The organism is Clostridium sp. CS1-1, assembly GCF_056135525.1.
In genome coordinates, this window is record NZ_CM148680.1 from 1804919 (window position 1) to 1818085 (window position 13167).

At 31.7% G+C, this 13167-nt stretch carries 18 protein-coding genes; all 18 read left to right on the plus strand.

The window, feature by feature from the left end; translation table 11 throughout:
• Window positions 1–9: 9 nt before the first annotated feature.
• Window positions 10–285, plus strand: a complete 276-nt coding sequence (locus AC0N0V_RS08320; protein ID WP_474463465.1) for a hypothetical protein — start codon at window positions 10–12, stop codon at window positions 283–285.
• Window positions 273–2012, plus strand: a complete 1740-nt coding sequence (locus AC0N0V_RS08325; RefSeq protein WP_474463467.1) for a terminase large subunit — start codon at window positions 273–275, stop codon at window positions 2010–2012. Before AC0N0V_RS08320 ends, AC0N0V_RS08325 begins: the two co-directional genes overlap by 13 nt.
• Before the next feature lie 15 nt (window positions 2013–2027).
• On the plus strand, window positions 2028–2219 hold the full coding sequence (locus AC0N0V_RS08330) for a hypothetical protein (protein ID WP_474463469.1): 192 nt from the start codon (window positions 2028–2030) through the stop codon (window positions 2217–2219).
• Between the two features lie 3 nt (window positions 2220–2222).
• Window positions 2223–3479 (plus strand): phage portal protein, encoded by a 1257-nt coding sequence (locus tag AC0N0V_RS08335; protein WP_474463472.1) that lies wholly within the window; start codon window positions 2223–2225, stop codon window positions 3477–3479.
• The gene (locus tag AC0N0V_RS08340; protein ID WP_474463473.1) at window positions 3472–4155 is read left to right on the plus strand and encodes an HK97 family phage prohead protease; all 684 of its coding nucleotides are present in this window, start codon (window positions 3472–3474) and stop codon (window positions 4153–4155) included. Before AC0N0V_RS08335 ends, AC0N0V_RS08340 begins: the two co-directional genes overlap by 8 nt.
• Before the next feature lie 11 nt (window positions 4156–4166).
• Complete coding sequence (locus AC0N0V_RS08345; RefSeq protein ID WP_474463474.1) at window positions 4167–5465, plus strand: phage major capsid protein; 1299 nt, start codon at window positions 4167–4169, stop codon at window positions 5463–5465.
• A gap of 65 nt (window positions 5466–5530) precedes the next feature.
• The gene (locus AC0N0V_RS08350) at window positions 5531–6115 is read left to right on the plus strand and encodes a hypothetical protein (protein WP_474463476.1); all 585 of its coding nucleotides are present in this window, start codon (window positions 5531–5533) and stop codon (window positions 6113–6115) included.
• A gap of 10 nt (window positions 6116–6125) precedes the next feature.
• Window positions 6126–6404, plus strand: a complete 279-nt coding sequence (locus tag AC0N0V_RS08355) for a phage gp6-like head-tail connector protein (protein ID WP_474463477.1) — start codon at window positions 6126–6128, stop codon at window positions 6402–6404.
• Window positions 6405–6414: 10 nt separating this feature from the next.
• Complete coding sequence (locus AC0N0V_RS08360) at window positions 6415–6741, plus strand: phage head closure protein (protein WP_474463478.1); 327 nt, start codon at window positions 6415–6417, stop codon at window positions 6739–6741.
• The gene (locus AC0N0V_RS08365; protein ID WP_474463480.1) at window positions 6741–7163 is read left to right on the plus strand and encodes an HK97 gp10 family phage protein; all 423 of its coding nucleotides are present in this window, start codon (window positions 6741–6743) and stop codon (window positions 7161–7163) included. The genes AC0N0V_RS08360 and AC0N0V_RS08365 overlap by 1 nt, the downstream gene beginning before the upstream one ends.
• A gap of 3 nt (window positions 7164–7166) precedes the next feature.
• Window positions 7167–7640, plus strand: coding sequence for a phage tail terminator family protein (locus tag AC0N0V_RS08370; RefSeq protein ID WP_474463482.1), 474 nt, complete (start codon window positions 7167–7169; stop codon window positions 7638–7640).
• An 11-nt stretch (window positions 7641–7651) separates the two neighbouring features.
• Window positions 7652–8734, plus strand: a complete 1083-nt coding sequence (locus AC0N0V_RS08375; RefSeq protein WP_474463483.1) for a phage tail sheath C-terminal domain-containing protein — start codon at window positions 7652–7654, stop codon at window positions 8732–8734.
• 13 nt (window positions 8735–8747) lie between these two features.
• The gene (locus tag AC0N0V_RS08380) at window positions 8748–9182 is read left to right on the plus strand and encodes a phage tail tube protein (protein WP_474463485.1); all 435 of its coding nucleotides are present in this window, start codon (window positions 8748–8750) and stop codon (window positions 9180–9182) included.
• Window positions 9183–9193: 11 nt separating this feature from the next.
• The gene (locus AC0N0V_RS08385) at window positions 9194–9604 is read left to right on the plus strand and encodes a hypothetical protein (RefSeq protein WP_474463487.1); all 411 of its coding nucleotides are present in this window, start codon (window positions 9194–9196) and stop codon (window positions 9602–9604) included.
• Between the two features lie 210 nt (window positions 9605–9814).
• Window positions 9815–11458: a tape measure protein gene (locus AC0N0V_RS08390; RefSeq protein ID WP_474463488.1), complete on the plus strand. Its 1644-nt coding sequence runs from the start codon at window positions 9815–9817 to the stop codon at window positions 11456–11458.
• 20 nt (window positions 11459–11478) lie between these two features.
• The gene (locus AC0N0V_RS08395; protein ID WP_474463489.1) at window positions 11479–11925 is read left to right on the plus strand and encodes a hypothetical protein; all 447 of its coding nucleotides are present in this window, start codon (window positions 11479–11481) and stop codon (window positions 11923–11925) included.
• A gap of 1 nt (window position 11926) precedes the next feature.
• Window positions 11927–12853 (plus strand): XkdQ/YqbQ family protein, encoded by a 927-nt coding sequence (locus AC0N0V_RS08400; protein ID WP_474463491.1) that lies wholly within the window; start codon window positions 11927–11929, stop codon window positions 12851–12853.
• A gap of 11 nt (window positions 12854–12864) precedes the next feature.
• Window positions 12865–13167, plus strand: a complete 303-nt coding sequence (locus AC0N0V_RS08405) for a DUF2577 family protein (RefSeq protein WP_474463493.1) — start codon at window positions 12865–12867, stop codon at window positions 13165–13167.

A 13167-nucleotide genomic window follows, 5' to 3' on the forward strand; every position in this document is an offset into this window, starting at 1 on the left:
ATTGCTTTTATGAAGATTGATGTAGAAATAGGGTTTGGTCCGAGAGATTGCAAAGTTAGTATAGATGGAAAAGATGTTTCAAATAGATTAAAAGAAATATCAATTAATAAAGCCGGTGGTTGTATTCCAGAGGTAATAATGAAGTTTATTCCAGATGAATGCAGTATAAACATAGATACTCATTTTGTAATTAAAGATAAAGGATTGGAAGAATATTCTTTAGAAGAACTTTCAAAAGAAATTGTAAAAAAGCTAGCAAAGAATGATGTTTCATGTTTAACCTAATAGATTGCACATATAATGGTCAATATTCCTGGCTATTAGAGTATATAAATAAGTGTAAAAATAAAGAAATAATTATTGGCCAAGAGTTAATGCAGCAACTTGATATTTTGATAACTCATTTTGACAATCCAGATGTAACTATAGATTTTGAGGATGGACATAAAAGAATTAAGTTTATTGAAACTAAATGCAAACATTCAGAAGCGCCATTTGCTGGTAAGCCTTTTCTATTGTTGTTGTATCAGAAAGCATTTATTGAAGCAATATATTCATTCAAAATTTATGATGAAGAGATAGGCAGAACAGTAAGACTATATCAAGATATATTGTTTTTAGTAGGTAGAAAAAATGGCAAGACTCCTCTTGTATCAGCAATATGTTTAGCTGAATGGTTTTGTGGTCCTATGGGATTAAAAATACTTTGTTCATCTAATGATTATGAATCAGCAGACTTGATGTTCCAAGCAATAAATTCAATGCGTGAGGATAGTCCATCACTTGAAAAATTAACAAGAAAAAATATTAAAGGTATGTTCTTTGGTAATCCAAAAAAGGTTAAGAAGAAAGGAAAGTTTTCATATCAAAATAAAGGTACTATAAAGAAGATATCTGCAAAAACAGGAGCAAAAGAAGGTCGTAACATTGGAGTAGGTGCAGTAGATGAAGTTCATGAATTAAAAGACAACAGTTCTATAATGCCTATTAGACAAGCATTAAGCACACAAGAAGAACCTTTATACTTTGAGTTAACGACTGAAGGAGTTGTTAATGACGGCTACTTAGATGGTAGGCTAAAAGAGGCTAGGCAAGTACTAGATGGTGAACTTGAAAGACCTCGATGGCTGATATGGTTATATACTCAAGATAATGAGCAGGAAGTATGGCAAGATGAAAACAGCCATTATAAATCCAATCCGTCTTTAGGTGCTGTTAAAAAACGTAGTTTTCTAAGGCAAATGATAGAAGAAGCCAAGACAAGTAAACCAACAAAAGTATTTGTGTTATCTAAGGATTTTAATATTAAACAAAACAATTCAGCAGCTTGGTTGATGGCTGATGATATTAAAAATGAAGAAACATTTAATTTAGAAGAGTTTAGAAACTGTTTTGCCATAGGAGCTTCAGACTTAAGCAAAACTGGTGACTTAACAAGTGCAAGAATAATGCTTATGAAACCTGGAGACGATCATAAATATTTTTATCAGCAGTATTTTATTCCAGAAACTAAGTTAGAAAGTTTATCCAAAGAAGATTTACCAAAGTTTAAAGAATGGATAGGAAAAGGTTACATTACAGTATGCCCAGGAGGGGAAAATGATTTTAGATTAGTTACTGCATGGTTTTATAAATTATATAAAGATTACAACATAAGAGTGTTTAACACCGGATATGATAAATGGTCAGCCATATATTGGGTTAAGGAAATGGAGAGTTATGGTTTTGATTGTACTAGAATAAATCAAGACTTTGGAACTATGAGTGAGCCTATGAGATTAGTTGAAGCTGATTTAAAAAAGAATCTTATAATTTATAATGATAACCCTGTAGATAAGTGGTGCTTAGAAAATACAGCGTTTGTAATAAACAGTAAACAAGATATAATGCCAGTGAAAGTTCAGGGGCAGGATGATAAGAAAATCGATGGAGCTGTAACAATGCTAATTGCTTATAGAATCTATATAGATAATAGACCGACATTCTTAGATTTAGTTAAAAGAGCAGCTTAAGGCGGTGATGTATTGTTGAGAAAAGTGATAAAATATTTAAAGTTTATTGGGAAGATATTATTAAAATGTACTGAGGATATTCTCTTTACTATAGGAATTATTTTATTAGCTATAGGAGTATTTAAAATATTTATCCCAGCAGGATATATTGTATTAGGCATATGCTTTATTGCATTTGCTTTTTTTATTGCCAAGAAAGGAGGATAGCAGATGTTATTACAGAGCTTATTTAACAATAATCAATCAAATAAAAACCTACAGTATGCAAAGATGCTTGATGGAAGTTATCCAGCCTTTAGCCAATTTGGGAAAAATATTTACGTATCTGATATAGTTCAAAATTGCATAGATGTTATAGCTACTGAATGCAGTAAACTGCAACCTAAACATATTTTTACTAATTCAGCAGGGTTACAGCAAATACCTAAAAGCAGTATAAATAGATTATTTAAATTTGCACCCAATGAACTAATGACAACCTCAGAGTTTATCGAAAAGTGCATATGGCTACTATTTATGAATTACAATGTCTTTATTTATCCAACTTATGATACTTATTTAGATTCCAATAGTAATGAGCAAATTTATTATACTGGATTTTATCCTCTAAATCCTATACAAGTTGATTTTCTGCAAGACCCTACTGGAAAGATCTATGTTAAATTTTATTTTAGTAGTGGAAATAATTATACATTGCCTTATTCTGATGTAATTCATATTAGAAAAAAGTTTTCAGTAAATGACATAATGGGTGGTGGATCTAATGGACAACCGGACAATGCAGCATTGTTAAAAGTCCTAGAAATAAACGATACAGCATTGCAAGGAATAGGGAAAGCAGTTAAAACAAGTTTAAACATTAGAGGAATTTTAAAAATAAATACTATGCTAGATGATGATGGACAGAAGAAAGAAAGAAAAAGGTTTGAAGATGCAGTGGCTAGTGGAGAAACAGGAATATTACCTATGGATATAAAAGGAGACTATATACCATTAAATATAGATCCTAAATTAATAGATAAAGATACAATGGAATTTTTAGATAACAAGGTTTTACGTTGGTATCATGTATCAATGGCTATATTAAGTGGAAAATATACCGATGAAGAATATCAAGCTTTCTATGAGCAAGCATTAGAGCCTATTTTAATAAGATTAGGCCAAGCATTCTCTAAGTGTATGTTTAGTCAGAGAGAATTAGATGTTGGTAATGAAATTGTATTTTACCAGAAAGATATGATGTATTTAAGCACTAAATCTAAATTAGATTTATTAAACATAGCAGGTGCTCAGGGATTGCTAACAGATGACCAAAAGTTAGCAGTTTTGGGATATCCACCTCTTAGTGATGGTACAGGTAGCAGAAGGACAATAAGCTTAAATTATGTTGATACAAATATTGCTACACAATATCAGCTTATGACTAGCAATAAAAATAATACGAATGGAGGTAATGACAATGGCTAAAAATAAAAATTTGCCAAGTAAAACTGAACGTGTGAAGCGTAATTTTGCCATGGCAGATTTAAGGACAATAGATCAAACACAGGATAACAATCAAACTATAATAAGTGGGCATGCAGCAGTATTCAATCAAATGACCAATATAGGCAACTGGTTTTATGAAGTTATAGAACCTGGTGCGTTTAGTGAAACTGACTTTAGAGACGTAGTCCTAAGCGTAAATCATGATTTAGATAAAATACCACTTGCGAGAAGTAGGAACAATAATGCAAATTCAACATTGCAATTAGCAGTAGATGCTATAGGCTTAGCTGTTAGAGCTGATTTAGATATTGAAAATAATACTGATGCCAAAAGCTTATACAGTTCCATAAATCGTGGAGATATGGACGGTATGAGTTTTATTTTTTATGTAGCTGAAGAAAGATGGGAAGGTCTGGACACAGATATGCCAACTAGGTATATAGAAAAAGTAAAAAAAGTAGTGGAAGTTTCCGTAGTAAGCTTTCCAGCTTATGACGGTACTGATATAGCTTTATCAAGAGATAAGGAGACACTGGAGAGTGCGAAACTTGTATTGGAGAATGCAAGATCTCAAGGACTGGAGAGTTCAAAAGATGAAGAAAAAAGAAAATTAGACTTAGAAAGATTAAGAACTCAAACATTATTAAAATTTTAGGAGGAAAAATAATGAAAGATAAATTATTAAAAATATTAAAGGTAAAAAATGAAAGAAAGGCAACTTTAGCAACAAAAGCTAATACTACAGAAGATATTGCAGAATTGAGAGGTATTAATGCTGAGTTAGAAGGGTTAAATGCCGAAATAACTGAATTACAAGGAATGATAGCAGAAATAGAAGCAGAGGAAGCAAGAAATAATAATCCACAACAGGGACCAGCTGCAATGCCACCACAACAAACTCCTCAGTCACCACAGCAACAAAGAGGAGTAATGCCTACTGGACAGTTCAATCCATTAGGTACATACTCTAACAATCCAACACCACAACAAAGAACACAAGAACCTGAAGACAGATATGCAACATTAGAATATAGAAATGCATTTATGAAATTCTGTACAACAGGAGCTATTACACCAGAACTTAGAGCAGATACTACAACTACAACAGGGGACATTGCTGCAGTTATACCTTCTACTATCTTAAATGAGGTTATTAAAAAAGTTACTTCTTATGGTCAAATATTTAGTAGAGTAAGAAAGCTAAATGTAAAAGGCGGTTTAACTATTCCAATTCTATCATTAAAACCAACAGCTACATGGATAGGATCAACTCCAAGTGATAGACAAAAATCTAAAGCTGATACAAATATCTCATTCTCTTACTATGGTCTTGAATGCAAAGTTTCTACATCATTACTATCTGATACTGTTATGCTAACAGGGTTTGAAACAGTAATAACAGACCTTATAGTAGAAGCCATGACAAAAGCTCTAGACTTAGCAATATTAAACGGTACTGGAACAGGACAGCCTTTAGGAATAACTAAAGATACAAGAGTTCCATCAAGTCAAATAGTAACCCTTTCAAATTCAGATTTTTCAAGCTGGGAATCTTGGAAGAAAAAAGTATTTGCAAAAATGCCTTTATCATACAAGGGTGGCGCAAACTTTTTCATGGCTAGTGGAACTTTTGAAGGTTATATCGATGGAATGACTGATGCAAATGGCCAGCCAATAGGTAGAGTTAACTATGGTATAACTAGTGGTCCTCAAGAATCATTTGGGGGGAAACCGGTTGTGCAGGTTGAAGATGATATAATATCCCCTTATGATGATGCTGCGGCAGGCGATGTAGTTGCAGTATATTGTAATTTAAGCAACTATGGATTTAACTCAAACATGCAAATGTTAATGTACAGATATTTTGATAATGATAAAAATGAGTATGTTGACAAGGCTATATTGATTGCGGATGGTAAAATAATCGACCCTAATGGTGTAGTTATCATAAAAAAGGGTGCATAAACTACCTAAATTAATACTAAAAGGTACTCTTAATTGAGTATCTTTTACCTTGAAAGGAGAAAGAAATGAACGCATTAAATTATAATATAGGTCAGAAAATCAGAACTGATGTAAAAGGAATGGTTGCAGATTTAGGATTTATAGCTCATTTGCAAATAAGCGGAGCAAATGCAGTAGCAGCAAGTAATAATTCTATATTAGTTGCAACGGCCTTAACAACTGCAACGCAAGTAATTACCAGCGGAATAACTAACCCAGGAACACCAAGAAATATAAGAATAATTGGCAATGCTGCTATGACTGGTAGTGTTACAATAAAAGGCACTAACTATAATAACGAGAGCATAACTGAAACTTTAACTTTAAACGGAACTACTGCAGTCGATGGAGCAAAGGCATTTACTACAGTTACCGAGATTGACTTGCCAGTCCAGACAGCATCAGGAAATACAGTAAGTGTTGGGTTTGCTGAAAAGCTAGGAATACCATATAAATTAGCACATAATACTGTAAGAGATTGTTATTTAAACAATGCAAAAGAAGCTACAGCAGCAACAGTAACTACCAGTGCGACTGCTTTAGAAAACAATACTATAGATCTTGCAAGCGCATTAAATGGAATCGTAGTAGATATTTACATACTAGTATAGAGGTGATAATTTGACAAATACAGAGATATTAGAAAAAGTTAAGGTAGGACTAAATGCGGATGACAATAATGATAATGACGATAATTTATTAATTAAGACTATAGGAGTAAAGCAATATATGATAAATAGTGGAGTATCAGAGGATCAAATAGAAACTGAGTTAGGTATAGCAACACTTACTATAGGCGTAAATGATGTATGGGATATAACAAGTGGTGGTTTAAAGTTTTCTGCATTATTTAATAATTTTGTAGCACAGTTAGCAATAAAAAGCCTACCGACCACTTAGAGGTAAGAATATGAGGAATAGATTAGATAAAAAAATTGATATTTGGGGTAATAGTCAAATTATAAATGAGTTAGAAGAAATTGATAATGCACCAGGATTAATAAGAAGTATTTGGGCCCAAATAATACCTCAGACCGGAAAATTGCAGACACAGCAAGCCAATACAATACTAACTGATGTTACACATAAAATTCAGGTAAGATATGCTGCCGGAAAAAATATAACTGAAGACATGTGGTTCATGTATCGAGGACGTAGATTTGATATCAAGTACATTCTTAACCCTTATTTTAGCAATGAAACTTTAGAGATATTTTGTGCAGAGGTGATTGAGTAATGGCTGATGGATTTGACTTATCAGAATTAATGGAATATACAAAGACATTGGAAAACACCTCTAATAATATGAAACAAGGTACTTTTGCTAAGAAGTTTCTAGCTCAAGAGGGTAATAAACTTAACAAGTTAAATAAGAGCTCTTATAAATCTAAGGGTATAGGTGAAGTTACTGGAAATCTCTTAAAAGGATTCAAGAGAGGTAAAATTTATAAGTTTGAAGGTGCGTGGAGTGTAAGAGCCTTAAATTCGTCTCCACATGCACATTTGCTAGATAAAGGCTGGATTCATAAAGCTAGTAATGGGAATGAGAAATTCATTCCGGGATTTAATTTTATGAATGAAGCAAAACAAGCTTTTGAAAGTGGATATTATAGTGATGCTGAAGAATTTTTAGAAGAGATTATAGAAAAAGGCCTATAGGCGGTGATAAAAATAATTAGATTAAAAGATATTAATAAGGCTGTAGTAACCCAAACAACACAAGAATTGGCTAACACTGTTTTTAAAGATATTGAGTTTAGCTCAACAGATATAACTGAAAATATAAAAAGACCATCTTTTTATATAAACTTTGAAAATAATAAAACAGGCTTAATGAACGGTTTTAATAAAGAAAGAACTGTAGAATTTAAGCTTTTTTATTTTGCTAAAACTAGAGAAAATAACAAGTTGGAATTAATGGATATTCAGGAACAATTAGAAAATATATTTTTAAAATACCTGAAAGTAAATAATGATTTTTACATTCCAATAACAAATATAGAGTTTGACGTAGAAAAAAAAGACGGCTATTTAATAGCTACTATTGAATTATACACATTAGAGTTACTAGAAGAAGATACCACTGGTTCGAGTGGAGAAATGTTAGAAGAATTAGAATTGAAAATTAATTATTAGGAGGTAAGATTATGTCAATTAAGCAACCAAGTATAGATATAGTTTTTAAACAAAAAGCTTATACTTTTGTGGAAAGAAGTACTAGAGGCAATGTTATTATTATGCTTAAAGATGATACAGACAAAACCTTTTCTACTAAAGAGTATAAATTAATTACAGATGTAGAAACAGATAGTACTAAATATACAGCAGATAATTTACAATACATAAAGGATACAATGTTAGGCGGTGCCAGTAAAGTATCTGTAGTTAGGGTAGATGCAACAAAAACTGTAACAGATGCTTTAAATATTGCAGCTACTTTAGGAACGGGGTGGGTTTCTACAGTAGGGCAAAAAACAGACTATGATACAATTTCAACTTGGACTAAACAGATAAGAACGAATAAGAAAACTTTTAAATCTACTGTATGCGATACTACAACAGCACCAAACTGTGAAGGTGTGGTTGACTTATATAAAACTAAGGTTACATTTAAAGATGATAGGGGAGAGCAGGATTCCGAAAAAATAATACCAACTATGCTTGGACTTTTAGCAGGTGCTAATGTAACTAAAGGTACTACATATTTGGAAGTACCTAACTTAAAAAGTGTTGTAGAACCATCTAATGTAGATGCTGAAATTGCTAAAGGGAAAATGGTCCTTATAAATGATGAAGGTGTAGTTAAGATTGCTTTAGGTATAAATTCGTTAACTACATTTGATACTGAAAAGACAGAAGATCTTGCTTATATTGAGATAGTAGAAGCGCAAGATTTAATGTTTGATGATATAAGGTCAACTTTTAAAAATAACTTTATAAGCAAGTATAAAAACAAATATGATAATCAAGTTATTTTTATTAGTGCTGTAAATTCTTATCTAAAAGACCTATCTAAATTAGATATTTTAGATGATGAATATGAAAACAAATCGGATGTAGATATTGAAGCGCAAAGGCAGGCTTGGATTAGTGTAGGACAAACAGATGCTGCAACTTGGACAGATGTAAAAGTTAAAAATATGGCATTTAAAAGACAAATGTCATTAGCTGGTCAAGTTAAGATTTTATTCAGTTTAACAGATCTAAAATTCAATATAAATATGATGTAGGAGGTGTTGATATATGGCAGATGCAAATAAAGGTAATAAGGTATTAAGTGCAAATGAGTGCAGCATATGGGTTAATAATGAATTGTGGAGCGATATAGCAAAGGCTACAGCTAAGGTTAAGGCTAACTTTGAAAAAGTAAACTTTGTAGGAGATCCAAAAACATACCAACGATATCAAGGATACGAGGGAGAAGGTTCACTTACACTAAATAAAACCAATTCAAAAGCTTCAGAATTAGTTTTTGAAGGATTTAAAACAGGGAATTTTCCAGATATAAAAATTATAGCTAAACAAGGTCGTGTAGATGGAAAAGCTGAAAGGTGGGAAGTTACAGGAGTTATTTTTAACGAGTTAACTTTATTCGATATGGAAAGCAGCAAATTAATCCAACAAGAATTACCGTTTACATTCGTGGAAGCAGTTCTTGGCGATAAAATAACAGATTAGGAGGATTATATATGAGTAAGATTACGTTTCAAGATTTCTTAAATAAAGTAAAGCAGAAACAAGAAAGCAAAATAAAAGTAATAGATTTAGAGATTAAAAGTTTAGGATGTTCTCTAACATTCACAAGGCCCTCTGATGATGAATTACTAGATTACACTAATGATATAACTAATAGTGTTACTACAAGCAAAACAGGTGAAATAATAAGCCAGGATATGAAGAAAATGTACAAAGCCAGTAAGTCTTTAGTATATAGTTGTTGTAGCTATTTAAAAGAAAAAGACCTTCAAGAAGAATTAAAATTGTCAGAGCCTTGGGATGTGGTAGATAAAATATTTGAACAAATGGAAGTTATAGAACTTGCCACAGATATTTATAATACTTTTCAAAATGGAGATATTAGAAATGATATAAAAAACTAGTAAGAGGTAGTAATGATGAAGGTGGAGAGCTTTATTGGATTAGTTATTATATCAATAGAACTTCACTTCCTCTTGATTACTACCTCAATCTGTCAGCTACAGAAAAACAATTCTACATAGAAAGTATGATGTTTGAGCAAGAATTAAAAATCAAATATGACAAAATAAAAATTCAAGCTATATTAGGAAATGAAAAGAGGTGTTCATAATATGGCTTCAAAGGTTATTGCAACTATACTCTCATTAAAAGATCAGATGTCCAAGCCGATCGCTAAAGTATCTGGTAATGTTCAAAATATGAGTAAAGAAATGCAAAAAGCTTCAAGACAAGTAGCTACATTTGCGAATAATGCTAAAAAACAATTAGAAAGTATTGGTGATAAAGCTATAAAGGCGGGTGTAGCTGCTGGCGCAGTCGGGATAAGTGCTGGTACAGCTGCTTTAGTTAAACAAACAGATGCTTATACTGGGATACAAGCAAGGTTAAAACTTATAAACGATGGTCAGCAAACAGTGGAACAATTTAATAATAAAATATTTGAAAGTGCTAACAAAGCAAGAGTTAAATATAATGATATGGCAGACGTAGTAGGTAAATTAGGAATAGTTGCGGGCAGTGCTTTTAAAGGTAACGATGAGATTTTAAAGTTTACGGAGTTATTAACCAAAAACTTTAAAATAAGTGGAGCTAGTGCAGAGGAACAAAAATCAGCTATGTATCAACTTACACAGGCAATGGGTGCTGGAAAATTACAAGGTGATGAATTTAGAAGTATTATGGAAAATGCTCCACTTTTAGCACAGGCGATAGCAAAAGAAATGAATGTCCCTATAGGTAAGTTGAAAGATATGGGTTCACAAGGTTTGATAACTTCTGATATTATCAAGAGTGCTATGTTTCATTCAGCGGACGAAATTAATCGAAAGTTTAATGATATGCCTTTGACATTTGACGAAACTGTTACCAAAATTAAAAACAATCTAGAAACAAAATTACAACCTACTTTTCAAAATCTTTCTAAATGGCTAAATAGCAATGAAATTCAAAATAAAATAAACTCTATAATGGACAATATCATAATAAATATACCGAAAATTATAAAAATTGCAAATGATGTGATTGACATAATTACTAAAATAATTAAATTCACTGTAGAACACAAAAAAGCCATAGAAAATATATTAATTGTATTTGGTGGATTTTATGTCGCTATAAAAATAATGTCAATTTTAGAGGGGGTTATTTTTGCGGTAACAGTAGCGATAGGATTATTTAGTGGGGCCTTAGCTCTAACACCTATCGGATGGGCAGTTATAGCAATAGGTGAGTTAATTGCAATAGGAGCTTTGTTATGGAATAATTGGGATTGGTTAAGTAATAAAGCATTTGAATTAAAAACAGCTTTTTATCAAGCATGGACTGGAATAGTAGACAATATTAAAACTTCGGTAAATAGTATTATAGATGAAATAAATAGAGTTATTACTAAGATGAACGGTTTAACAGGGTTAAAGATACCAACTATAGATAAATTTGAAACAAGCACAGAGAGAGAGCAAAGAATTTTAAATGATAGATTCAAAGGTTTTGGTGAAATTCCAGGAGGTAGAAAAGCAACCGGAACAACATTTGCACCAGGGGGAAGAACGCTTGTGGGCGAGTATGGTCCTGAAGTAATCGATTTGCCAACTGGGTCTAAGGTTTATACAGCAAACCAAACAAAAGAAATGTTAAATGGCGGTACTACTATTATTTTAAATAACTATTTTAATGGTAATGTAGGCACGGAAGAATTTTTCGATCAATGTGGAACACATATTTATAACAAAATTAGTTTAGCTATGCAGAGGTAACTTTAACCTCTGCATTTTTTATGGAGGTGATCATTATAGCTGATATATTTATATCGGATAAGGAGAGAACTAAAGTATTTCAATTACCAATTCTGCCAGAAAATTTCCCCGAATTTTCTAAAACAGCAAAAAACGAAGAATTTGAAACTTATGCAGATGGAACTTACAATGTTTTAGGGAATGTTGGTTTAGTTGCTTTTTCTTTAGAATCCTGGTTGCCTAGCATGGAAAAAAACTACTCTTTTGCTAAAAGCAAAATTAATCCTTACGATTTGATAAATTTGTTGCACAATGCTATGAATGAAAAGAAAATACTTAGATACATAGCAAATAGAAATCCGAATTTAAAATTACCGGTCGAAATAGTTAATATATTAGTTAGTGTAGAGAGTTTGAGCTGGTACGAAGATAGATTTGGAGATGTGAAGTACAAAGTAGATTTTAAAGAGTATAGGGAGCTGACTTAATATGTGGCGTTTGTATGCATTATATAAAGATAAATGGATAGACATAATTCCTAAATGCAATGATATACATTGGAGTTATGATAAAGACACTTTTGTATCTGATTTGAATTTTAACAGCACATATGACTTAACTGAAAACACACATATTTCCCTTTACAAAAATAATCGTCCTGTATGGCGTGGACTTATTGTTAAAAAGACTAATAATGCTAATACTTCAAGTTACAACTGCTTGGATTATGGAATGTATTATACTAAAAATAAAATGAGCGTAATACAGTTTAATAGCATAAATACTCATTTAGCAATAAACCAACTATGCGAATATTGGGGGTTAAAACATGATGTAGTAGCCTTTGTGACTAAGATAAGCAAGATATATAAGAATAAAACACTTATAGAAATAATAGATGATTTATTAGATTTTGCAGCACTAGAACTAGGTGTTGAATTTATAAGAGAAATGAGAGGATTATATTTATATGTAAATGCTTTAAAAGATATACCAGTTTTAAAGTGCAACTACAAACTATCAAAGGATTTTTCTATTACTAGAAGTATGGAAAATATGAAAAATAGAGTATTTGTAATGAGAAATAAAGAAGATGATTACAGGATACTAGAAACTTTAGAAAATGCAAATAGCGTAAAGACCTACGGATCATTTACAGATGTTCTAGAGGTAGAAGGCAAGGATGAGAGTCAAGCAAGAAATATGGGCCAAATACTGCTAAATAAAAACTCAGGCACCGAAAGAGAAGCAACTCTTACATTATTAGGGTTAGAAGATGCAGAATTAATAAGATGCAACAGAAAAATACCAGTAAGCATAAAGAAATACGGATTTGACGGAATTTACAAAATAAAATCTTGCAATCATACACTTAGCAATAATAATCATAAAATTAATATTACTATAAACTTTTAGAAGGTGAAAATATGGATTATAGCATTGCTTTTGCACAAGCTTTTAAAGATAGAGATAATATAGAAAGAATAGGCGCTGTAATTGGTCAAGTTATAAGCGAAAATCCTATCAAAGTTTCTCTTTTAGATGGAACTGTTATTTTAGATTCTAGTCATTTATTTGTTTGTAAAAACTCTACTGATTATGATTTGCAAGTAACAACTAATAATGGTATAGGTATAGCTAAACATGAAGGAGTTAAAATAGGTGACAAAGTAATGCTTATGGCTACAGAATCAGGGCAAAGATTTTTTTTAATAGATAAGGTGGTGTAG